The organism is Leuconostoc mesenteroides subsp. mesenteroides (assembly GCA_009676745.1).
GTDB classification, from domain to species: Bacteria; Bacillota; Bacilli; order Lactobacillales; family Lactobacillaceae; genus Leuconostoc; species Leuconostoc koreense.
The window spans coordinates 22382-47344 of record CP046062.1 but is presented as its reverse complement, the minus strand read 5'-3'; the positions used below and the strand labels follow the sequence as shown (position 1 = coordinate 47344).

Genomic DNA, 24963 nt, shown 5'->3' with positions numbered 1-24963 from the left:
AATGACAGAGTATTTTTGGGCATTCACCCGTGCGTTTATTGTTACTGTAATATTCATGCCAGCGGTGATTAAATTTTTAAAACAATCTAAAGAACAGGCGGTAATTCGTAAATTAGGGCCAGATCATCAATCTAAAGCTGGTACGCCAAGTATGGGTGGGGCATTGTTTATCCTAGCAGCAGTATTAAGTGCGTTGATTGGGAGTGTTGCCTATGCAGGTAGACTTGGGTTTATTATGGCGCTTATACCTATTTTGGCAGTAGCTGCCTATGCAGTCATTGGTGGTATTGACGATGCGCTAAAAATGATTCATCATGCGGATGATGGTTTCCGTTTTCTTCCAAAGCTTCTGGCACAAACTCTTTGTGCAGGTGCTATCATGCTTATTATGTGGTTCATGCACATACCACTCGTCTTAAATATACCTTTTATTGGTGTTTTTAATTTAGGAATCTTTTACTTTATTTTTCTATGGTTTTGGCTTGTGGGTTGGTCAAATGCGACAAACCTAACAGATGGCTTAGATGGGCTATTAACTGGCACAAGCCTTATTGTCTATCTCGTATATACGTGGATTGCTTTAGACGTTCATAATCATATCATTGTGATTTTTAACGCCTCAATTATAGGGGCATTGGCCGGATTTTTGTTATTTAACAAACCAAAAGCTAAAATTTTCATGGGTGATACAGGCTCTCTGGCATTGGGCGCAGGTTTAGCTATTGAGTCTATTGTATTGGGTATACCATTTTCATTGCTATGGTTTGGGTTGGTTTTTGTTATCGAGACCTTGTCAGTCGTGATTCAAACAACCGGCTACCATTTCTGGAAAAAGCGAATTTTCCCCATGGCACCAATACATCACTCATTTGAAAAGTTTGGCTGGAATGAATGGCAAATTGATGCATTATTCTGGATTGTAACGGCAATTATCGGCATTATCGGCATTTTGTATATGAGTTAAAGCGGTTATGACCGCGTACATATTAATATAGAAATCAGGTTAGTTATGCAAGCAACAGATTTTAAAAACAAAAAAGTAATGGTATTTGGTTGGGCACGCTCAGGAAAAGCGGCAGCACAACTATTAACAAAACTAGGTAGCAAAGTTACAGTAGTCAATGGTAGTGAATTTGATACGCAAGATGCTATTTATCAATCTTTATTAGCTGTCGATGTAGCATTAGTTGGTACGGACAATTCCGAAACGCTTGATGATACATATGATTACCTGATTAAAAATCCTGGTATTAATTATGATCACCCTTTAGTACAAAAAGCTGAAAAACTTAATATTCCTATACTGTCAGAAGTCGAGGTTGCCTTGAGCACTTTCAATGGTCGTTTGATAGCAGTAACTGGTTCGAACGGAAAAACAACAACTACATCACTAATTCGTGATATGTTGAAGGCTGATGGTCAAAATGTAATAACTGCGGGAAATATTGGTGTTCCAGTTAGTGAGGTGGTTTATAATTTGACTCGAGAGGATACTTTATTATTGGAATTATCTAGCTTCCAATTATTAGGGTTACCTGATATCCAACCAGATATTGCGTTGGTTACTAATATTTTTGCAAATCATTTAGATTATCATAAGACACGTGAAAACTACGTTGCTGCTAAATTCCAGATTACACGTAATCAAAATGCTAACCAATACTTGGTTTTAAATGCTGATGGGCGAGACACAGAAAAGTTTAAAAACGAAACTGAAGCCCAAATTTTAGAATTTTCTAGAACAAAAAATCATTTTCCAGTTGCATTTTCGAATGGTAATTTGACAATGACAGATGAAATTTTGATGCCGACTAAAGATATTAAGTTAGTCGGGCCACACAACCAGGAAAATATTTTAGCTGCTGTAACAGTAGCTAACTTAGCCGGTGTGTCTAAACCAGCTATTCGAGAAGTTTTAAAAACGTTTAGTGGTGTAGCGCATCGACTGCAATATCTGTTTACAGTTGGTGATGTTAAATACTACAACGATTCTAAAGCAACAGATATTGAAGCTACTCAAACCGCTTTGGATAGTTTTGATTGTCCAACGATATGGATTGGTGGCGGTTTAGAGCGTGGGGATGAGTTGGAACGTTTGCTACCAAACCTAAAAAATGTGAAGGCAGTTATTGCTGTTGGAGAGACGCAACAAAAAATTGTAACACTTGCTCGTGAGGCTGGAAAACCAGTGATTGCTGTGACTGATGTCGAACATGCTGCGCCGGTGGCTGTTCAATTAGCTTCACCAGGAGATGTAGTATTGCTTTCTCCGGCACAAGCAAGTTGGGATCAATATAGTAGCTTTGAAGAGCGTGGTGATAATTTTGTTGCGTCACTAAAAGAAACATTGAATTCATGAGAGGATTAAAATGAAAATAATTCTATCGGGTGGTGGTACTGGTGGTCATATTTACCCAGCATTAGCATTAGCTGAAGTCATTCATAGACATGAGCCGGACACAGAATTTTTGTATGTTGGTTCAGAACGTGGTGTAGAATCAAACATTGTGCCGGCCACAGGCATGCCTTTTGAAAAATTAACTGTTCAAGGCTTTAAAAGATCTTTTTCATTAGAAAACATCAAAACAGTATCACTATTCTTAAAAGCGGTTAAAGAGGCTAAAAAGATTATTAAGGATTTTAATCCTGATGTGGTAGTTGGAACAGGTGGATATGTTAGTGGCGCTGTTGTCTATGCTGCCCAAAGGTTGCACATCCCAACTGTTATACATGAGCAAAATTCAGTGGCTGGCGTTACAAATAAGTTTTTGTCACGCGGTGCGACTAAGATAGGTGTCGCTTTTGATGCTGCCCTGTCGCAGTTTCCCAAAGACAAAGTGTTTGTTGTAGGAAATCCTCGTGCACAACAAGTGGCATCTATTAAGTCTAGTTTTTCGTGGCAACAAATTGGATTGAGTGATGAAAAGCCATCACTATTGATATTTGGTGGCTCACAAGGAGCACCGCCAATCAATCTAGCTGTGATTGAAGCTATGCAGGAGTTCAATAAAAGAAACTATCAAGTTGTTATTGTGACTGGTCCAAAGCGATATGACAATGTTTTAAATCGTTTGACTACACAGCCAGCAGATAATATTCGAATATTACCTTACATTGACAATATGCCAGAGGTATTAGCAAAAACGTCAGCTATTGTATCACGAGCTGGTGCAACGTCTATTGCGGAAATTACTGCACTGGGTATCCCATCAATTCTAGTGCCAAGCCCTTATGTTACTGGTGATCATCAAACAAAAAATGCACAAAGTCTAGTTGATGCAGGTGCCGCATTAATGATTACTGAACCAGCTTTGTCAGGAAAAGCGTTATTGTTAGCAGCGGATTCACTGTTATTAAATCAATCTGTTAGCAAAACAATGACAGAACAAGCCAAAAATGTTGGTATCAGAGATGCTGGAGATCGTTTATACGCGTTAATATTAGATGCAATCGGTGAATAATGGAGAAAATCAAATCACAATTTATGAAGCGACGACCGCTAAAACTTTGGCTTAGTTTGGCGGCTTTTGTTGTTTTAATTGTCGGTTTAATCTTGAGTTTACAACCATGGCGTACAATTAGTTCAGTCAATATTGATTCGAATATGTTAACCAAGCAACAAGTTGAAAAATATGTGGGTCTTAACGATAAAACGCCACGCTGGCGTGTTCTTGGACAAACGTCTTTCATCGCACATGAATTAATAAAAAAAGATGCCAAAATTTATTCTGCTGATATTGATTTAGACCGCAATGTCGTTTCGATTAAAGTTGTTGAAAATATTAATGCCGGATTTGTGAAAAAAAATGGTCAATGGTATGCGCTTAACCGTCAAGGAAAAACAAAAAAAGTTAATAGTCCTAATGGAAATGCGCCGGTGTATAGTAATTTCAAAAATAGTGAGCAACTGAGTAACACAGCCCAAGCCTTCTCACAATTTGAATTATCCCTAAGGCAGAATATAAGTCAAATCATATATTCGCCAACCAAGGATAACGATAATCGTTTGAAGATTATTATGACTGATGGCAATACAGTTTTGGCTACACTGAAAACATTTGGAAAAAAAATGATTTATTATCCAGGCATTGCAGCGCAAATGCAAACTAAGGGAATAATCGATTTACAATATGGCGCATATTCCTACGGATATGGTTCTAAATAGAACGGCAAATGAGTGGTAAAACACCTCATTTGTATGGTACCATTAGTATTAGGTATATTTTAAAAAATAATTTATAAAGGGGCACAACGCATGAATAATTCAGGCGTGACGGTTGGATTAGACATCGGAACTACTTCAATCAAGGTTGTCATTACACAAATGACTGGTAATCAGTTCAATGTAATTGGTGCAGGAAATGCCCCATCACGGGGCTTAAGACGTGGAGTCATTGTTGACATTGATGCGACTGCAAGTGCAATTCGTGAAGCGATTGACCAAGCACAAGAAAAAGCAAATATTCAAATCAGTGAAGTTGTAGTTGGTATTCCAGCTAATCAAATTAAAATTATTAATGTCGATGGTTTAGTATCGATTGCTAATCAGAATAAAAGAATTACGTATCAAGATGTACAAAATGTTGCAGCACAGGCCTTGTCCAGTGGATTGCCAGCTGGCCATGATGTAATTGAATTGGTCGCCGAGGAATTTGTAGTCGACGGCTTTGATGGCATCAAAGATCCACATGAAATGATTGGTGTTCGATTAGAGATGCATGGAATTGCTTATGTTGGACCGGAAAAAGTTTTAGATAACACACAGATGGCTATTCAAAAAGCAGGCTTAACTTTACGAGAATTTGTATTAGCGCCATTAGCCATGGGATCTATCATTTTAAATGATGGACAGCAGGATTTTGGAACTGTTCTTATAGATCTTGGTGGTGGGCAAACGAGTACTTCAGTTATTCATGATCGAAAGCTCAAATTCACCTTTGTCGACATAGAAGGCGGAGACAATATAACTAAAGATATATCAACTGTTTTAGGAACATCATATATTAACGCTGAGAAAATCAAGCGAGACTATGGATATGCAGACCCCACACAAACTTTGTCATCTAACGAATTTCCAGTAGAAGTTATCGGCGAAGAATTTACTAAGCAATTTGATGAACAGTATCTTTCAGAGATTATCGCTGCACGTTTGGAACAGATGTATACGCGGTTGTTTGCGCAGTTAAAGCAAATTGGTGCGTTGAATCTACCAGGTGGTTTTGTTCTAACTGGTGGTAACGCCGCCTTACCAAAAATGGTAGACTTTGCAAAGCGAGTCTTGGGTGATAATGTCCGCCTATTTGTACCAGATCAAATTGGTTTACGGCATCCGGCCTATTCTCGTTCACTATCGTATGCGATGTTTGCTTCTCGTGAAAGTATGACACAACAAGTAATCAAGCAAACTATTATGCAACGTCATGTAGTTGCACAGCAACCGTCCATGCTACCAGAAGAGTATGCGGATGAAGTTGTGCAACAGCCTGTAGAAGGTTTTCAGTATAATGGTGAAATTGTAAATGATCCCCAACAAAGCTGGTTTGGTAAAATGCGCCAAAAACTTAGCAATTTATTTAATGAAGAATAATCGAACATTTAAGGAGACAACTCATGGATTTTTCAATTGATGACGCGCAACAAGCAGGCGCAATCATTAAGGTTATCGGTGTTGGAGGCGGTGGTTCCAATGCTGTTAATCATATGATAGAAGAAGGTGTTAGCGGTGTCGAATTTATCGTTGCCAACACTGATGTACAAGCACTAGACAAATCAAAAGCAGATACAAAAATTCAAATTGGTCCTAAATTGACTGGCGGATTGGGCGCAGGTTCTAACCCTGAAAGGGGAACCAAAGCCGCTGAAGAATCATCAGAAGCAATTGCTTCTGCAATGACAGGGGCTGATATGGTAGTTATTACAGCTGGAATGGGTGGTGGAACTGGTAATGGCGCTGCTCCAGTTGTAGCACGAATTGCCAAGGAACAAGGCGCTCTAACCGTTGCAGTGGTTACTCGTCCATTTAAGTGGGAAGGTCCAAAGCGTGGTCGTTATGCTGCTGAAGGTCTTCAAGCACTCTCAGAATCTGTCGATTCTTTGATTGTTATTACAAACGAACGTTTGAAAGATCGTATTGATTTGCGCACACCATTGTCAGAAGCTTTCAAAGTAGTTGATGAAGTAGTGGCACAGGGTGTTCGTGGTATTTCAGAATTGATTACCAACCCAGGCTTTATTAATTTGGATTTTGCTGATGTTAAAACAGTTATGCAAGATGCCGGGCCTGCTTTGATGGGTGTTGGGCAAGCCAGTGGTGAAACGCGTGCAGCTGATGCAACCAAGCAAGCTATTTCTTCTCCATTGTTGGAAGTTGACATGGCAGGAGCTGAAGATGTTCTGCTAAACATCACAGGTGGTCTTGATATGTCATTGTTTGAGGCGCAAACGGCATCAGAAGTGATTAGCCAAGAAGCTGGTCACGATGTCAATGTTATTTTTGGTACTTCAATTGATGAAAATTTGGAAGATTCAATTCGAGTTACAGTGATTGCTACTGGCTTACAAAATGTGACTGAAAAACCTAAGATGACGGAAAACACGGCAACCTCAGCTGCAAATGTTTTTGGTTCTAATGTCAGTACAAGTAGTACAACAAATGAAGCACCAGTAAACAATAATTCTGTATTTGAAAAGCCAGCACCGTCAAATGTTACCTCCAAGCCTACAATGGCACAAAATGATCCATTTGCAGACTGGAATATTACGAATGATACAAAAGATGTATTCTCTGAGGAAAAGCGCTTTGACGATGTTCAAAAGCAGTCTTTTGATGTGTTTAATACACCAACTTCAAGTGCATCTGTTGATTTGTCAAATGATGATGATAATGATCAACCACCATTTTTCAAGAAGCGTTAAGGAGAACTTATGGCATTAGGTGATACAATTAAACGCCTTTTCAGCAATGAAGAAGACGACTATTACGAAGAAGATGGGTATGAACAAAGTCAACAGCAAGAGCAACAGGCGACACAACAAACTTCTTCACAACCACGATTTGTTAGGCAAACTAGTCAGTCACAAACTCCTGCAGGATTAAACAGCGCTAACAGTAAAATTGCCTTATTTGAACCTAAAGTGTATTCAGATTCCCGTTCAATTGCGTCGCAAATACTTGGCGGTGAAGCTGCAATCGTTAATTTTACTCAAATTGATGAAGCACAAGCCAAACGTATTTTAGATTTCTTGGGTGGTACAATATACGCTGTTAATGGGGAAATTGAACGTATCGGGCAATCGATTTTTTTGGTAACGCCAAATACGTTTGAAATTTCTGGTACATTGACGGATAACCTTGAACCAAACAGTCGGTACTAATACACATGATAATAGAAATTATTAGATGGGTTTTTAACCTAATTCAATATTATGAATATGCCATCGTCATTTATATTTTGATGTCTTGGCTTCCTGGCGCACGTGAATCTGGCTTAGGGCGTTTCCTTGGAAAAATTGTTGAACCTTACTTAAGTATGTTTCGTTTTATTCCACCTATAGCGATGATTGATTTCTCGCCAATTGTTGCCATAATTGCTTTGAATTTTGCTCGTAATGGTTTATTCCATTTGGTTAATTTGTTCCTATGACGAGCAAGGTATCAACAATCAGTCAACATTTTCGTTTAAATGAACAATCGTTTATAAAGCAAGTTGATGGTTGGATTCAACAATCAAGAAATGAGTACCGGAGTATTTTAACGCGATTTCTTAATCCACGGGAACAATACATTTTAAATGTTTTAGTAAATCAAGCTACTGATTTAGCTGTTTACTTTAATGGTGGTGTCCAAGGTGCGGAGAGCCAACGTGCTATCCTTATGCCCAAAGAATATCCTCAAGATGATTTGGCATTTGAGATAGCATTACTTGAGATAAAGTATCCTACTAAATTTGATAATCTGCATCACTCAACTATTTTAGGATCAATGATGCATAGTGGCATTAGTAGAAGTGTTTTCGGTGATATTTTATATAATCAAACACACAGTCGGTGGCAAATCGTCATTGACTCAAAGATGCAACGTTACATGCAACAGATAGTTACCAAAATTGGTCATGTACAAGTGTCTCTAGTAGAATGTGATTTTCACAACGTACTCCCTCATATAAGTGACTGGGAAGAAAAATTTTTGTTGTTATCTTCTTTACGACTTGACACGGTAATTTCAGCTGGATTTGACCTATCGCGTTCTGATGCTAAAAATCTAATTGAAGAAAATCAGGTGCGCGTAAATTGGAGCGAAATAGCTAAACCAGATGTAGAATTAGCAATTGGTGATGTTATTTCAGTCAGAAAGCATGGTCGAGTTCAGATTAAACTGCTTGACGGAATAAGCAAAAAAGGCAAGATAAAAGCTATTGTCAATATTATCCGGAGATAGTGAACCACTATGAAACACCTGGAGTTGAGCATACACAAACCATTTTAAAGGAGAAAAATAATGGCGTTAACACCCGATGAAATTTTAAATCATGAATTTACAAAAAAAGGCAGTAAAGCTTACATTGCTACAGATGTCGATGCCTTTTTAGATCAAATTAATGGTGATTATGAAGCATTGATTGCAGAACGCGATGAATTAAAGCGTCAAAATGAGCTAGCTCAAGCTAAAATTGAAGAGCTTGAATCAAAACGTGATCAAGTGAATCAATCAATCTTTGTTGCCCAAGAAGCAGCTGACCGCTTGAAGCAAGATGCGGATGTAGAAGTGAAAAAACAGTTAACTCATGCCCAAGAAGCAGCAACAAAAATTATTAATGATGCTCGAGCAAAGGCAGATGCAGATGCTGTTCGTTTGGCCCAAGAAAATGCTGAATTAACGAATGAACAAAATCAATTGCGTACTGAAGTTGAAGATTTTAAAAATTCATTCTTGCAATTGTTGGAATCTCAGCGTAAACTATTAGAAAGCGATGAGTTAGCAGAAGCGGTTCATCGGTTACCGATGGGACAAGTAACTGCCCATCGTGTTGGCGAAGTTGCAAAGGCTGAGCCAGTTGTTATCCCTGAACCTGATAAAGAACAAAACGATGCGGTGTCAAGCGAAGAGCAAGGCCCTGTGGTAGTGTTTCCGGGATCGGAACAAGACGAAGACGATAAATAATTATAAAAAGCGTAACACAGTAAGGTTAGCATTCATACGTGCAGCGAGTCATGGTGGTTAGAGATGATCGTCCCTGATGTTGACTAGATCAGTTACTATTTTGTTTAGCTGAATATAAATATCTAGTAAGCTAAGCCGGTGAGGATCGTTAAAACTCTGTGAAGGGCAGTATTTTGTACTGCTAAACATTGGGTGGTACCACGCTATTGCGTCCCTATGCTTTTAAGCATAGGGATTTTTTATATTTATTATGGTTTAAATAAATTTGTTTAAAATGATAAAAAGGAGAATTTATCAATGAAATATAAAGATACATTAAATCTTGGGAAAACAGGGTTTCCAATGCGTGGTTCGCTTCCTAAAACTGAACCCGAACGTCAAGCAAAATGGTATGCACAGAATCTATACCAGAAAAGATTATCTCAAAATGAATTGAAACCACATTTTAATTTGCACGATGGACCACCATATGCGAATGGAAATATTCATATTGGTCATGCGTTGAATAAAATTACTAAGGATATTATTATCCGTTATAAGAATATGGCTGGTTTTCATGCACCATATGTCCCAGGATGGGATACACATGGTTTACCAATTGAGCAACAATTGACAAAGCTAGGGCACGATCGCAAAAGTATGCCAAAGCATGAATGGCGTAATTTGGCTAAAGATTTTGCTCTAAAACAAGTTGATACACAACGTGCTGACTTTAAGCGACTTGGTGTATTAGGTGACTGGGATAATCCATACATAACGTTACAACCTGAATTTGAAGCAGCACAAGTTCGAGTTTTTGGTACTATGGTTTCTAAAGGCTATATCTTTAAAGGTGCAAAGCCAGTTTATTGGTCATGGTCTTCTGAATCTGCTTTAGCTGAAGCTGAAATTGAATATCATGATATTGATTCAACGTCTTTGTTTTATGCAAACAAAGTCAAAGATGGCCATGATCTCTTGGATGAGAATACGTACTTTGTGGTTTGGACGACGACACCTTTTACAGTAACTGCTTCTCGGGGAATTACCTTAGGTCCCGATTTTGATTATTCAGTGGTGAAGCCAGCTGGGGATGACCGCAAATTCGTCGTGGCCACAGAATTGCTGGAAACAGTGGCACCAAAGTTTGGCTGGGAATCATGGGAAACTGTAGCTACTTACAAGGGACAAGAACTTGATAAGATGACTGCATACCATCCATGGGATAGTGACCAAGAAGAATTAGTTATGAATGCCGATCATGTTACGTTGGATTCTGGAACGGGATTGGTCCACACAGCTCCTGGTTTTGGTGAAGATGATTATAATGTTGGTAAAAAATATGGTTTGCCTGCTGATGTTACTGTTGATGCCAAAGGATTTATGACGTCTGATGCTGGTCCTGATTTTGAAGGTAAGTTTTATGATGATGTTGTTGGTACAGTGATTAATAAGTTAACTGATGCGCGCTTATTCTTGGCAAAAGAGAAAATTACACACTCATATCCATTTGACTGGCGTACAAAAAAACCTATCATTTGGCGAGCTGTGCCACAATGGTTTGCATCTGTTGAAAAATTCCGTAGTGAAATTTTATCAGAATTAGATAAAGTTACTTATTTCCCAGAATGGGGTAAGGTGCGTCTTCATAATATGATTCGTGATCGTGGTGATTGGGTAATCTCACGTCAACGTGTTTGGGGTGTACCATTACCAATTTTTTATGCAGAAGATGGGACAGCTATCTTAGATGAAGCAATCATTAACCATGTTGCCGATTTATTTGCAGAACATGGTTCGAATTACTGGTTTGAACATGAAGCGAAGGATTTATTGCCTGAAGGCTATACTAATGAACATTCTCCAAATGGCGAATTTACTAAAGAAGAAGATATCATGGATGTGTGGTTTGATTCTGGTTCTTCATGGAATGGCGTATTGAACACACGTCCACAGTTAGACTATCCAGCTGATATGTATCTAGAAGGATCTGATCAATATCGTGGTTGGTTTAATTCTTCATTAATAACATCAGTTGCTGTTAATGGTATAGCACCATACAAGGCCATTTTATCACAAGGATTTACTCTTGATGGTAAAGGCAATAAGATGTCAAAGTCATTGGGCAATACGATTTCTCCTATTGAAGTAGCCAACAAACTTGGTGTTGAAATTTTAAGGTTGTGGACAATTTCTGTTGACACATCGCAAGATATGCCTGTATCAAATGAAATTTTGAAACAGGTTTCAGAAAATTATCGTAAGTTACGTAATACATTACGTTTCTTGATGGCCAATACAGCTGATTTTGATCCGAAAAAAGATGCAATTGCTTACAGTGATTTATCTGCACATGATCAGTATTTCTACGCTTTAGAAAATAATTTTGTTGCAGATATTCGCAAAGACTATGATAACTATCAATTAAATGATATTTTCAAGCGTGTTATTAATTTTGTCAATGTTGATTTATCAGCCTTTTATTTGGATATTGCTAAAGATGTCGTGTATGTTGAAGCCCCTACAAGTCATGCTCGACGCTCTATGCAAACCGTATTTTATAAAACATTAACTGATCTTGTACGATTATTATTGCCAGTATTACCACATACGGCTGAAGAAGTTTGGGAGTATTTGCCACATGAAACAGCTGAATTTGCTTACTTGACAGATATGCCAGAGGTAGAGGATTTGGGTGACACGACGGCGTTGTTTGATCAGTGGTCAGTATTTATGAAGCTACGCGATGCAGTTAACAAAGCATTAGAGGAAGCACGTGAAGCAGATTTGATTGGTAAAAATGCTGAGGCGGCTTTGACAATGTACTTGACGGCTGAACAACAAAACTGGTTGGCAGAATTGCATGCCGATGTACGTTTACTTCTAATGGTATCGCAATTGCATGTTCAAGATGTTCAAGAAGCTGAGAATGCTAAAGATTATGATGACTGGCAGTTAGCAGTGGCTCATGCAACAGGCGGTGTTTCTCTAAGAGATCGTATGTTCCATGAGGACTTAGGTGCCGATCCAGCTTTCCCAGAATTATCAAAACATGAAGCTGAAATCATACGTGAGTTTTACCCAGAAGCTGTAACAGAAGGTTTGGAGTAAATTAAAAACATTACACTTTTATTCATGTGTAATGTTTTTTTTGAGCGATCGTTTGTTTAATGAAGGTGAGTTTTTAGTAATTGATTTGTTATTTAGTTGTAATTTTGATAAAATAATGGATAAAGTGTTTATAGGAGTAGGGCTTATGGGCGAAAAAGATCAACTTAAAATTTGGCAAGATGAATTGATAAAAATTATTAACGATTTAAACACACCACATACACTTGGTGGCATTACGAACCCAGCAAATCGTAAGCACGATTCAATGATGGCGCGTCGAGCACTAGATAATTTAATTATTTTGAGCGAAGAAATTAATAAAGCCCGTCATAGCAATAATGAAGAGTAACTCTGAAATAATAATCTTTTGATTACCCATATATATGTCAAGGTGTGTTACTTGACATATATATGGGTATATGGCATAATTATATAGTAAATTAAAAGTGTAAAAAGCACAAAAGAAAATTGGAGGACTACCACAATGGCAGTTAAAATTCGTTTGAAGCGTATGGGTGCAAAGAAGCGTCCATTCTACCGTGTCGTTATTGCTGATTCACGTTCACCACGTGATGGTCGTTTTATCGAAACAGTCGGTACATACAACCCAATCTCACAACCAGCAGAAATTAAGTTGGATGAAGAAAAGATTTTGTCATGGTTGGGTAATGGTGCACAACCATCTGACACAGTTCGTAACTTGTTGAGCAATGCTGGTATTTTAGCAAAGTACAACGAATCAAAGTCAGGTAAGAAGCCAGCTAAGAAAGCAACAACTAAGGAAGCTTCAGCTAAGAAGCCTACAGATAAGAATACTGTTGCAGAAATCAAAGCATATTTAGATGCCCAAGGCACTGCATATACTTCATCTGCTAAGAAGGCTGATTTATTAGCACTTGTTTAATATAACTGACGAAACAGTCGCTTCTATAATTTGAAGCGACTGTTTTTATTTATCGAATACCGTTTGTCGATAATCGTATCAGTACTAAGGGAGAATAAATATGTTACTAAGTTTTGTAAATGTTACATTGGTATTTTTGATTGGAACATTACTTGTTAATATCATCGCAGTGGCGTTAAATCGTAGAGTAAAATGGTTCATTTTTAGTACCTTGATTGAATTTACTTTGGCTTATGTTGTGCTGTATATTCAATTGCCACCAAAGAATATGACAACGCTAATCAACATCAATATTTTGTTTGCATTTGTTGCAGCAATTATTAATTTAATTGTCTATGCTGGAATAGCTTCTTTTGATAAAATTCGTGATTGGGGAAGTCAAAATCACGCTAAAGATGTGAGTGATCGTACAAAAACATATTTTTTTCGACGCTATATTTTTGTTGCAATAGCACCACTAGTGTTGTGGATAGCAGTAGGAGCCGTATCTTTTGTTACAAAGCTAACGAGCATTAACAATGTTTACAGTTCAATACCGGCTAAAACAGAGGGTTCTTCCGAGTTGCTGACATCCGCTAAGGATATGCCAATTGCGCTAGCGCCTGATACTGCCAAAAGGAAAATGCAACAAAAGTTTAGCGTTATTCCCAATTCAAACATGTATGAATTGGATGGGATTACTGCTCAAGTAGTTAATGGCAAATATGTCTATGTAGCTACAGTAGAGTTTAATGGTTTTTTCAAATGGTTAAAGAATAAATCAGTCCCAGGATATTTTATTATTAGTGCCACTGATGTTAATGCACAACCAAGATTTATTAAAGAACGATTAAAGTACAGCCCATCGGCGTATCTAAATAATGATGCTGCTCGTAAAATATATGCGTCAGCACCAACTTATGCCAGCATGGGCAACATGAATTTAGAAATTGATGAAAATGGTACACCTTATTATATTCAAACACTATACCGTGAATATGGTGTTTCTGGACGAATGAAATTTAACGAATTTAAAACAGCTGTGTTGAACGCACAAACTGGTGAAGTTAAAATTTACGCGGCCAATAAGGCACCCAAATTTATTGATGCGCCTATTACAAGTTCCGCAGCAAATAAAATGAATGAATTTTATGGTCGATATCAAAAAGGTTGGTGGAACCAAACAGCGTTTGGTGCAAAACGTGATGTGAAAATTCCAACTGATAATGGTATTTATGCTTCGGGTCAAATCACACCATTAATCGATTCAAAGGGAAACTTGTTGTACTTCACTGATTTCACATCTGGTAATAATAATCAGGATTCTGCACTTGGTTATTCATTAATTAATGCTCGAACGGGTGAATTGACTTATTATCGTGACACACATTCAGGATTAATGGATTCAGATGGTGCAATCAGTATTGCAGATAAAATATATCCCGAGAAAAAATGGGTAGCGCAAATGCCAATACTATATAATATTGATGGCACACCGACATGGGTTGTTTCATTATTAGATAGTAAGGGAATCTTTAAAAAGTACGTATATATTAATGCTATTGATAACGACATTGTTGTTGATAGTGATAACGCCCAAGAAGCACTTGATGACTATCGTAATGATTTGGCTTCAAATAGCACAAACAATCATTCAACGAATAAAAAGTATGATAAAAAGATTAGCGGTAATGTAACACGTGTTGCATTGATCAATGATGGTAAAAACACAATTATTAATTTTATGGTCGAAGGACAGTCTGCCGTCTTTAAAATTGATGCAGATAATGCACCTAAGGTCGTGTTCTTAAAAGAAGGCGATAAAGTCAGTTTCACAGCAAATATGTTAGATGATGCGAAGATTGCGACAATCGAGAAAATAACGATTGACGGATTAAAGTAAATCGTTATGGTGAGTAGAAAAAGCGTACGAACAATCGTGCGCTTTTTCTGTTAAAATAACATTAATAGCAAATGGAAAGAGGTGTGATATGGCTTTTTTAGAAGTTAATTATTATTCAAAAGTACTTGGTATGGATCGTGTGATGAATGTTATTCTACCTGAACTATCAGATCACAACCCAACTTGGACAACAGAAACCTTGAAGGATATTCCTGTATTGTACCTTCTTCATGGTATGTCAGGTGACCATACAATTTGGCAACGTCGGACATCCATTGAACGTTTAGTAAGGCAAACACCTGTAGCAATTATAATGCCGTCCACTGATTTAGGCTGGTATACGAATACAACCTATGGGTTAAACTACTTTGATGCATTAGCGCGTGAGCTACCTGAAAAAATAGCTAGCTTGTTTCCGCAAATATCCACTAAAAGAGAAAAAAATTTCGTAGCCGGACTGTCAATGGGCGGTTACGGTGCGTTTAAGTTGGCCTTAGGAACAAATCAATTTAGCTATGCTGCGTCTCTTTCCGGCGCATTAGTAGGCAATCCGAGAAAAGAAGACTTTTTAAACATGGGAAAGCTCTCATATTGGCAAGGAATTTTTGGCGAATTTGATGATTTTAAGGGCTCTAAAAATGATATTTTAACCCTCGCCAAGACCTGTCATCAGCGACCTAAACTGTATGCGTGGATAGGAGAACAAGATTTTTTGAAGCCTATTAATGATGCGACCATATCAACTTTGCAGCAATTAGATTACGATATTACATACGAAACAGCGCCAGGTACACACGAATGGTATTATTGGAATAAACAAATTGAACGCGTGTTAGAATGGTTGCCAATTAACTACGTTCAGGAAGAGAGATTGAGTTAATGTCACTCAATGTTGTAATGGGTAATGGCCAACATGACTTAAGATCAGAAATGCTGACAATGATTCAACAGCAGTTTCGTCAAAATGAGTTGCTGACAGTTTTTTATATTGTCCCTAATCATGTGAAATTTGATAGTGAGGTCAATGTACTACAGCGTTTTTCAATAATGAATGGTAACGACGAGAGTGAGTTGTATGCGCAGAGTCGTCTGCAAGTCTACTCATTAACACGTTTAGCTTGGGCATTAATGAAAAACACACCAAATCGGCAACCAGATATCATCGAACCAACAGGATTATTTATGATTGTTTCAAATATTTTACGTGAACAATCTGATAATTTACCAGTGTTCTCCCGGATGCAGACAAAAAGTGGCTTTGTGTCTGCATTGGTTGCCCAACTGGTCGAGTTACGCGCTAGTAATGTCACGCCAGAAAATTTATTAGAAATTCTTGAAAGCTCTGCAGATAATATATTTCTGAGACAAACATTGAATGCCAAGTTACATGATTTGGCAATCGTGGCTGATGATTTTAATGCTCGCATGGGTGAGAATCAAATTACAGGACAGGAAACACTGATTGCTTTTGCACAGCAGTTAGCTAATCTTAAACTATCGAACGTTGCATTTTGTTTTGATGGGTTTAATGGATTTACAAGTGCAGAAATGATGGTAGTCAATCAATTAATTGCTACTTATCCTGTGACAATGGCTGTACTCGGTGATCCTGAAAAAATTGGTCAACAACAAGAAGGTGATGTGTTTTTTAAACCAATGACAACGGTTGAACAACTATCTATAACAGCACGTAATGCACAGCAAGATGTGACGATTACGGCTGCTACAAAATTGAGACCATTATCAAGAACAGCACAACAGGTTTTAGGTGCTTGGGAGTATTTGGGTGAGTACCGTAATTTTACTGGCTCACGAGATGAGGTACAATTGAATGTTTTTGCGGCCGAAAACCCAATTACTGAAATTAAAGAAGTAGCGCGACGTATTAGGCGCTCACTAGTTGATGACCCAACATTACATTTACGCGATATTATTATTTTGTCACGAGATTTAACGCCCTACCAAGCACATATAGAAGCAGTCATGTCGCAATTTGAATTACCATATTTTTTAGATATGGATGTGAATATGATGAATCATCCCTTGGTAGAGTTAGTATTAAACTTGTTAGCACCTAACAAATTCCAATATCAGACGATGTTAGCAATCTTAAAGACAGGATTATTACGACCAACTTTTGAAAATAAAATTGTTTCACACGATGAGTTTTTTGATGTTGTTTCGTACATGGATAACTATCTATATGCTTATCGACCATATGAATCAAGGTGGCGAGATTTTTCACGGCCATTTAAACTTTTTCAAGTGACACGAGATAACGATGATACAGAAATTTCAGAAGACGAAAAGGTTAACAATCGCTTGGAATATCTACGACATTTTATTGTCGAAGCTTTTGATGAGTTGGATAATGGGTTTACGAGGGCTAAAAATTTACGTCAGTCGGTGACACATCTCGTGTTATGGTTACAAAAATATCACGTAACCGATGCTCTTTTAGAACAGCGTGATGAGTTTATTGCAACAGGAAATTTATCTCGTGCACAGCAGAGTGAAGAAGTCTGGCAAATGTTGACCAAAACTTTAGATGAGATGGTTGAAATTGATGGTGAGCGTAGCGTGGCACTCGCTGATATAGTGACCACATTACAAGCTGGCTTGTCTGGTGCAAAATTCTCTGGTATACCGAATAATTTAGATCAATTAACGATTTCAGAAGCAGGAATTGTTCAAAATACGCAGTATAAACACCTTTATTTTATCGGTGGTACACGTCAGAATTTACCTGCACAAGCAAAAACTACAGCGTTGATTAATGATGCTGAGCGGTCAATTGTGCAACCTGCTTTGCAGTCTGGAACTAATCCGCGTTATTTGCAAAACACTGCGCAACAGCAAATGGCAGAAGAAAATCTTCTTTTTTACGGCAGTTTGATGAGCTCCGTCGGATCAATAACACTTTCTTACCCAATTTTGGAACCAAGTGGACAACTAGCAGAAATGTCACCGTTTTTCAAACGATTAGTAGATACATTTAATAGTGAAGTAGAAGTAATCGGTAGTATACCAAGTAGTGCAGCATCGCTATTAAAGCAATACGTTGGAACGGCCAGAGCAACTTTGTCTGATTTAGTTAAAATTTTACCTGTTTACGGCCAAACAGCTGCGTTTAAAGCCGTGCAAAATGTTATTTCCAATACAATGAAAGACAGACTTGAACGTGTTTTATCAGCACCCAATTATCAAAATAATACTATTAAATTAAAACCAGAGTTCATCTCGGCTTTATTTGGTAAACGACTAAATGTCTCTATATCACAGTTGGAAAGTTATTATAGTAATCCGTTTGCTTACTTTCTTCAGTACGGTTTGAGATTGCAAGAGCGGGTAACGAACGAACTGAACGTAGCTCAAACTGGCACACTATATCATGCGATTTTTGAAAATGTACTCCATGAATTAATTGTAAAAAATAAAAGTTTACGCGATGTCACTGGGGATGAGCTACGCGCCTTAGTGCGACAGCATATGCAGAATCAATTAGCGTTACCAGCGTTTGAAATATTAAATGACTCTGGAAAAATGCGAGCAACTACAAGCTATTTGACACGTGTTTGTGAGATGTTAGTGCTGAATTTACAAGCTGCGGCACGTGAAAATACAAGTAAGCCAGAAGCAGTTGAGCAACTATTTGGTTTTTCAAAGGACTCACTACCGCCACTTTCTTTTGCACATATGCAAGTGCGTGGTAAACTTGATCGTTTTGATAAGCAAGATATGCAAGGTGAATTCGGTACAATTATTGATTATAAATCAAATGGGAAAACCTTTAGTTGGGGGCAAGCTTATGATGGGTTGCAAATGCAATTGTTAACTTATTGGGATGCTGCTCAACAAAGCGCAGATAAGCTTGGCGTTGCGGCTATTGGAGGCGCCTTTTTTGCCAAAATATCTCCGGAAAAAACAAGATTAACGGATAAAACAGATCTTAATATGCTATTTACTGGTCAAATAATACCAGAAACTTTTAAATATCGTGGTCTTTTTATTTCTGAGCCAGCGTATGTTTCTGCGTTGACAACTTTAGAACCACAAGAAAAATCGGCTCACTATCCAGTAGTATTATTGAAAAGCGGAGCATTAGGAAATATTGGTGTGGATGCAGTTGATCCAGATGAGTTTGCTTTATTACTACAGCATAACCGTGAAAATATTATTACTGCGGGCGATCTCATTTTGTCTGGGTATTTTCCAATTTTGCCGGTTGAAGATGGATTAACTTATTCGCCCTATCTTGATATCATTCGTTTTGATCGAGCTTTGGGTGATACTTATAAAGTACAGTCTCCAGCTGATAAAAATTCAATCATTAAATTACTGAAAGGTGGTCAAGCTTAATGGCAACCAAATTCACACAAAATCAGCAACGTGCAATTGAAGAAAAAAATCATAATATTTTAGTTGCCGCGTCAGCCGGCTCGGGAAAGACAACTGTTTTAATTGAGCGTCTTATTCAAAAAATTTTAAGTGGTGTTAGTGTCGAACGATTTTTAATTGTAACTTTCACAAATGCTGCAGCAAAAGAAATGCGGGAGCGTTTGGAGGTAGCTATTGAAAAGCGTTTAAAGGTAGCTGATGAAAATCAAAAACGTTTTTTACAAGAGCAACTTTTGATATTACCGGCAGCGAACATTTCGACCATCGATGCGTATGCTTTACGAATTATTGAAATGTATTACCATGTTATTGGGTTAGATCCACAATTTCGATTATTGTCAGATACGGCGGAACGTAAATTATTACAGCAAGATGTGTTGACTGATGTTTTAGCTGATTTTTATGATGAAAATAATACTTATCATGAACAATTTTTAACACTAGTAAATAATTTTGGTAACCCAAATCAAGATGATCAGTTACAAAAAATCATTTTGAGATTATCAGATTTTGCAGAAGCTCGCGCTGACGGAAATGAATGGTTAGAGAAACTGCGTGAACCTTATAAAGTAACAGGCGAACCGATTACTGAAACAGCTTTATATGTAGACAGTATTCGCCCAATTATCCTAGAAACTATCAAGGATTTGATTAAAAAAGTCGAAGAAGTACAACTTACTATTACAGGAATTGATGAACTGAAAAAAACGCAAGATGCTTTCTTTGAGCTTCAAGATTATTTATTATTAATTCAAGATAAAGCGATGTCTGGACCTTGGGACGAACTTCGTGAAGTTATTTTAGACACACCCAGTGGTAAAATTAATTCGCAAACAAAGGTGATTAAAGAAGATCCGGATTTGTCAGCGACACTGGAAATGGCTCGACAGATTAAAGGGCAGGTTGTTGGTGTCAAATCGCAAATAAATTCATTAACAACCTCTTATTTTGCACTTGATGAAAAGTCTTGGCAACTAGTACAAAAAGAATCGTATCAACTAATTGATACGTTAATTATCGTCACGCAAGCATTTCGAGAATCATTTAGAAAAAGCAAGCGCGAAGATAAATTACTGGATTTCCCCGATTTAGGAACTTTGGCGTTAGCAATACTATCAGACGATGTCACCAAACAAACAATCCAAGGGCAATTTGATGAAATTTTAGTTGATGAATATCAAGACATTAATCAATTGCAGGAAACTTTGTTAACTAGTGTCTCGAACGGTCATAATATGTATATGGTTGGTGATGTAAAGCAAAGTATCTATGGCTTTCGCCAAGCAGAACCATCTCTGTTCACAAATAAATATAAACAGTTTGCAAAAAAAGAAAGCGATAGTATTCGTATTGATTTAGCGGATAATTTTAGATCGCAAAATAACGTCACGAATATTACGAATTTGATTTTTACACAAATAATGGATGAAGCACTTGGCGATATTGCTTACTCGGGTGAGGCAAAACTAGTCCCAAAAGCCGCTTATCCAGATGATGTACCTGCTGTATTTCATATGGACATTATTGTTGAAGACACTGAAAAAGATTTGGAAACTGATACGGAAGTATTTGAGAAAAGGCAGGCTCAATATGCTTTGCTAGCCGAAAGAATACTAAAGTTACGTGAGACTTCAATATTTGATCGTAAAGGCGACCCAGCCGGTCTTCGCCCAGTGCAGTATAGTGATATTGCCATTTTGACACGAGCTAAGTCTGGCTACATTGACCTTGTGTCAACTCTTCGTGCGGCTGGGATTCCTGTTCAAGTGGAAGGTGTCGGTAATTATTTTCAGACGATGGAGGTTTATCTGATGCTAGATGTATTACGCGTTATAGATAATCCACATCAAGACATTCCATTAGCTGCGGTGTTACGTTCTCCAATTTTTAACTTTAATGAGAATGAATTGGCGGCAATTCGTATTGCAGATAAGATTCATGATTACTGGACAGCTTTGCAAGTATACGCGCAACAAAATCAAAAAGCGCAAGACTTTCTTGATTTAATTGAAAAGTGGCATGCAGTTGCTACACAAAATGACTTAGTAGCATTAATCTGGGCTATCTATGATGATACGGCATGGCTTGATTACGTTGCTGGTATGCCGGGCGGTGCACAAAGACAAGCAAATTTGCATGCGTTATACGAATATGCGCGTACCTATCAAAATAATACGCATAGCGGTTTGTTCCGTTTTATTAGATATATCGAGCAGTTGCAGTCTGGTGACAGCGATTTAGGCGAAGCGGCACAAGAAACAGATGCTCAAGCTGTAAGAATTATGACCATCCATGCATCAAAAGGATTAGAATTTCCAATTGTATTTTTGCCAGAATTCGATAAATCATTTAATACTCAGGATTTAAAGGGTGGCCTATTGATTCAAAAAAATCAAGGCATAGGATTAGAGTATATTCAACCAGACGCTTTGGTCATGATACCTACATTGCAAAAACTTGTCGTGCAGGAGGCATTAAAAAGACAGAGTTGGTCTGAAGAAATGCGCCTGCTATACGTTGCCTTGACAAGAGCCGAACAGCAATTATTTATTGTTGGTTCGGTGAAAGTCAAGGGAGAAGCTGGAAATCAATCCTTAAAATCTCTGTGGCAGGAATCTAAGAACGCCAATGGGCAGTTTTTACCTGAATTTTTGCGTTTACAAGCCGACTCCTATTTAAAATGGACTATTATGAGTTTAGCTCGTACAAAAAATAAAGTACTAGAGGATTGGCTTGGTGATGGTCAATTACCGCGGTTAGTAGGTTCTGAAACACCATTAACAGGGAAAGTGGTTGTTAAACTCACAAATCAAAACGAAATTCATGCACCAATAGCTGATACTGAAAGCAGCGATTTAGTTGAGAACGAAACTTACTCACCATCAGATTTTGACCGAGCTAAAAAAATTTTGAACTATCAGTATGCTAACTTGCAAGCAACGCAAACGGCTGCGTATCAATCTGTCAGTGAAATCAAACAAGTCTTTGAAGACCCAGATGTTGCTCAAATGCAGAAGACCATTATTACTGAAAATGGACAATTACAACCTGCTAATGTTTTGAAGGTTGACGAATTACCTTTACCAGATTTCATGAATGACGGTTCGCAAAAGCCATCAAGCTCCGCTGTAGGAACGGCAACACATTTGATTTTACAGTTGATTGATTTTACCCAAGTTAACACAGTACAGAGTATAGAAAAATTACGTGATAAATTGGTTGAAAATAGAAGGATTTTACCTAGCGTAGCACCACTAATTCAAATTGATGAAATTCTTGTATTTTTGCAATCTGACTTTGCCAAACAAATCATTGCTCACCAGAAGACACTTCACAGAGAAGCTACTTTTGCTATGATTATGCCAGCAAAGAATATTTATGACACACTAGAGGATTCAACGCCAGTTTTAATTCATGGTATTATTGATGGGTATTTTATCGATGAAACATCACGAACAATCACGTTGTTTGATTATAAAACCGACTTTGTTCGAAGTAATCAGATAGATGAAGACTTGGCTAAATTGCAGGAACGATATAAGGGACAACTTCATTTGTATCAACAAGCACTTCAACGGGAATATGTTGGTTATCAGGTTGGTGAACCACAATTAATTGCGTTAAATGTTGGTCGAGTAATTGGTGTAAAATAGACAGCAAATTTTTCTTATTGGTTTATACACAAGAATGTCAAGGTGAAGTAATGATTGAATATGAAACAATTTCTTTTTTAAACGGCAAACTGACAGTATTTAAGAAAAGCGATCAAATTGTGTGTATTAGCCTGGCTGATGATGGTGTTAGTGAATTTTTACATGACTTTCCAGGATATGACTTAAAACAGCAACTATTGCCAGAAACAAACCTTTTTCGAGCTTATGCTGATGGTAAAAAAATTGATTTCTCGCGAATCAAGATTGGATACCTTAAGTCCACCCCCTTTCAAAGAGAGGTGTGGCAAGCCCTAAATACTTGTCATGAATTAATAACGTATGAACAGTTGGCAAAAAGAATTAATCATCCAACCGCTATTCGTGCTGTAGCGACAGCGGTTGGTAAAAACCCTATTCCTATCATTAATGCTTGTCATCATATTTTGCCTAAGAGCGGAGGGGTAGGCAAGTATAGATACGGTACTGAGATTAAAAGAAAGTTACTAGTATTAGAAAACCTATTATAGAAGTGAGAAACAGTGCGTCAGTAAAATTTTGCAACGTACTTTTTTTGTATTTCCGTTTGTAAAACCTGATACAATAGACTTATGACTAATACAGAAAATTATTTTAAAGTTGGCACAATTGTAAACACACACGGTATTCGTGGTGAAGTGAAAATCATGGCGATTACTGATTTTGCTCAAGATCGCTTCAAAAAGGGAGCTGATTTATTTATTGATACAAAACAGGGACGTATCCCTGTAAAGGTACAATCATCACGACTACATAAAAACATGTGGTTGGTTTTGTTTGTTGGAGTAACCAACATTAATGAAATTGAAAAGTATAAAGGTGATGATGTATATATAGAAGGTACAGAGCGTCCGGAATTAGAAGACGATCAATACTATTACGACGAAATTATCGATAGTACTGTGGTTGATTTGGATGGTAACGAAATCGGCGTTGTCAAGGAAATTATGGAAACAGGAGCGAACGACGTTTGGATAGTTCAACGTGACGGTCAAGCAGATGCCTTGATTCCTATGATTGATGATGTTGTTAAAACAGTTGATGTTGATGCCAAATTAATTACAATTGACGCTTTAGAAGGGTTATTAGATTAATGAGAATAGATGTTTTAAGCTTATTTCCCGATATGTTTGCACCAATGCGTCAATCAATTATAGGCAAAGCGATTGATAAAGGGGCGTTAGATTTTCAAGTAACTGATTTTCGCGATTTTACCGAAAATAAGCATAATAACGTAGACGATTATCCATTTGGTGGTGGTGCTGGTATGCTATTAACACCTCAACCGATATTTGATGCGATGGCCGCTGTTGAAAAAGAAGCCGGAGACAAGGGCCATGTGGTTCTGCTAGATCCTGCCGGTAGACAGTTTAATCACGAAGTGGCTCAAGAATTAGCTTCCTATGACCATTTGACTTTTGTTGCTGGTCATTACGAAGGATACGATGAGCGTATTCGAGAACTAGTCGATGATGAAATTTCACTAGGTGATTATGTTTTGACAGGCGGAGAACTCGGTGCAATGGTTATCATTGATGCCACAGTACGTTTTCTACCTGAAATTTTGGGTAATGCGGCAAGTGCTGAAGGGGATTCTTTTGAAGATGGTTTGCTAGAATTTCCACAGTACACAAGGCCAGCTGATTTTAGGGGGCGGAAGGTTCCTGAAGTCTTGACTAGTGGTAATCATGCCAAAATTGCAGAGTGGCGGTTAAAGGAATCATTGCGTCGTACTTATTTACGTCGACCTGATTTATTAGAAAAACGGCAGTTAACGCGACAAGAGCGTGACTTGTTAGATGATATAAAGAGCGAAGAACAGTAAAAGGTTTTGTGCGAA

20 protein-coding genes are annotated in these 24963 nt (G+C 37.8%); all 20 read left to right on the top strand.

The features are described from left to right. The first annotated feature begins 1 nt into the window (after position 1). The 20 genes from GJV51_00210 to trmD all read left to right on the top strand — a co-directional run bounded on the left by GJV51_00210 (position 2) and on the right by trmD (position 24948). The gene (locus GJV51_00210; protein ID QGM24502.1) at positions 2-964 is read left to right on the top strand and encodes a phospho-N-acetylmuramoyl-pentapeptide-transferase; all 963 of its coding nucleotides are present in this window, start codon (positions 2-4) and stop codon (positions 962-964) included. A gap of 45 nt (positions 965-1009) precedes the next feature. Then, positions 1010-2359: a UDP-N-acetylmuramoyl-L-alanine--D-glutamate ligase gene (locus tag GJV51_00205; GenBank protein ID QGM24501.1), complete on the top strand. Its 1350-nt coding sequence runs from the start codon at positions 1010-1012 to the stop codon at positions 2357-2359. A gap of 10 nt (positions 2360-2369) precedes the next feature. Then, positions 2370-3461, top strand: a complete 1092-nt coding sequence (gene murG, locus GJV51_00200) for an undecaprenyldiphospho-muramoylpentapeptide beta-N-acetylglucosaminyltransferase (GenBank protein QGM24500.1) — start codon at positions 2370-2372, stop codon at positions 3459-3461. After that, positions 3461-4165: a cell division protein FtsQ gene (locus GJV51_00195; GenBank protein QGM24499.1), complete on the top strand. Its 705-nt coding sequence runs from the start codon at positions 3461-3463 to the stop codon at positions 4163-4165. The genes murG and GJV51_00195 overlap by 1 nt, the downstream gene beginning before the upstream one ends. 90 nt (positions 4166-4255) lie before the next feature. Beyond that, a complete protein-coding gene (ftsA, locus tag GJV51_00190) occupies positions 4256-5587 on the top strand; it encodes a cell division protein FtsA (protein QGM24498.1) in 1332 nt (443 codons plus the stop codon). A gap of 23 nt (positions 5588-5610) precedes the next feature. Continuing rightward, entirely contained in the window at positions 5611-6915 is a 1305-nt protein-coding gene (gene ftsZ / locus GJV51_00185; GenBank protein QGM24497.1) for a cell division protein FtsZ, read from the top strand. A gap of 9 nt (positions 6916-6924) precedes the next feature. Continuing rightward, positions 6925-7374 carry a DUF552 domain-containing protein gene (locus tag GJV51_00180; protein QGM24496.1) on the top strand — a complete coding sequence of 150 codons (450 nt, stop codon included), beginning with the start codon at positions 6925-6927 and terminating at the stop codon, positions 7372-7374. A gap of 5 nt (positions 7375-7379) precedes the next feature. Beyond that, the gene (locus GJV51_00175) at positions 7380-7643 is read left to right on the top strand and encodes a YggT family protein (protein ID QGM24495.1); all 264 of its coding nucleotides are present in this window, start codon (positions 7380-7382) and stop codon (positions 7641-7643) included. Continuing rightward, on the top strand, positions 7640-8437 hold the full coding sequence (locus GJV51_00170) for a cell division protein (protein QGM24494.1): 798 nt from the start codon (positions 7640-7642) through the stop codon (positions 8435-8437). The genes GJV51_00175 and GJV51_00170 overlap by 4 nt, the downstream gene beginning before the upstream one ends. 60 nt (positions 8438-8497) lie before the next feature. After that, entirely contained in the window at positions 8498-9160 is a 663-nt protein-coding gene (locus GJV51_00165) for a DivIVA domain-containing protein (protein ID QGM24493.1), read from the top strand. Between the two features lie 297 nt (positions 9161-9457). Next, positions 9458-12250 (top strand): isoleucine--tRNA ligase, encoded by a 2793-nt coding sequence (locus GJV51_00160; GenBank protein QGM24492.1) that lies wholly within the window; start codon positions 9458-9460, stop codon positions 12248-12250. Between the two features lie 145 nt (positions 12251-12395). Continuing rightward, entirely contained in the window at positions 12396-12599 is a 204-nt protein-coding gene (locus tag GJV51_00155) for a hypothetical protein (GenBank protein QGM24491.1), read from the top strand. A 135-nt stretch (positions 12600-12734) separates the two neighbouring features. Beyond that, positions 12735-13154, top strand: a complete 420-nt coding sequence (gene rpsP / locus GJV51_00150; protein QGM24490.1) for a 30S ribosomal protein S16 — start codon at positions 12735-12737, stop codon at positions 13152-13154. Between the two features lie 100 nt (positions 13155-13254). Continuing rightward, positions 13255-15036 carry a DNA-binding protein gene (locus GJV51_00145; protein ID QGM24489.1) on the top strand — a complete coding sequence of 594 codons (1782 nt, stop codon included), beginning with the start codon at positions 13255-13257 and terminating at the stop codon, positions 15034-15036. Between the two features lie 88 nt (positions 15037-15124). Further along, entirely contained in the window at positions 15125-15916 is a 792-nt protein-coding gene (locus tag GJV51_00140; protein ID QGM24488.1) for an esterase family protein, read from the top strand. Continuing rightward, positions 15916-19395, top strand: a complete 3480-nt coding sequence (locus GJV51_00135) for an ATP-dependent helicase (protein ID QGM24487.1) — start codon at positions 15916-15918, stop codon at positions 19393-19395. The genes GJV51_00140 and GJV51_00135 overlap by 1 nt, the downstream gene beginning before the upstream one ends. Further along, positions 19395-23087 (top strand): helicase-exonuclease AddAB subunit AddA, encoded by a 3693-nt coding sequence (gene addA, locus GJV51_00130; protein ID QGM24486.1) that lies wholly within the window; start codon positions 19395-19397, stop codon positions 23085-23087. Before GJV51_00135 ends, addA begins: the two co-directional genes overlap by 1 nt. Before the next feature lie 50 nt (positions 23088-23137). Next, a complete protein-coding gene (locus tag GJV51_00125) occupies positions 23138-23614 on the top strand; it encodes a methylated-DNA--[protein]-cysteine S-methyltransferase (protein QGM24485.1) in 477 nt (158 codons plus the stop codon). An 81-nt stretch (positions 23615-23695) separates the two neighbouring features. Beyond that, positions 23696-24217: a ribosome maturation factor RimM gene (rimM, locus tag GJV51_00120; protein QGM24484.1), complete on the top strand. Its 522-nt coding sequence runs from the start codon at positions 23696-23698 to the stop codon at positions 24215-24217. After that, positions 24217-24948, top strand: coding sequence for a tRNA (guanosine(37)-N1)-methyltransferase TrmD (gene trmD / locus GJV51_00115; GenBank protein QGM24483.1), 732 nt, complete (start codon positions 24217-24219; stop codon positions 24946-24948). The genes rimM and trmD overlap by 1 nt, the downstream gene beginning before the upstream one ends. The last annotated feature ends 15 nt before the right edge of the window (positions 24949-24963 follow it).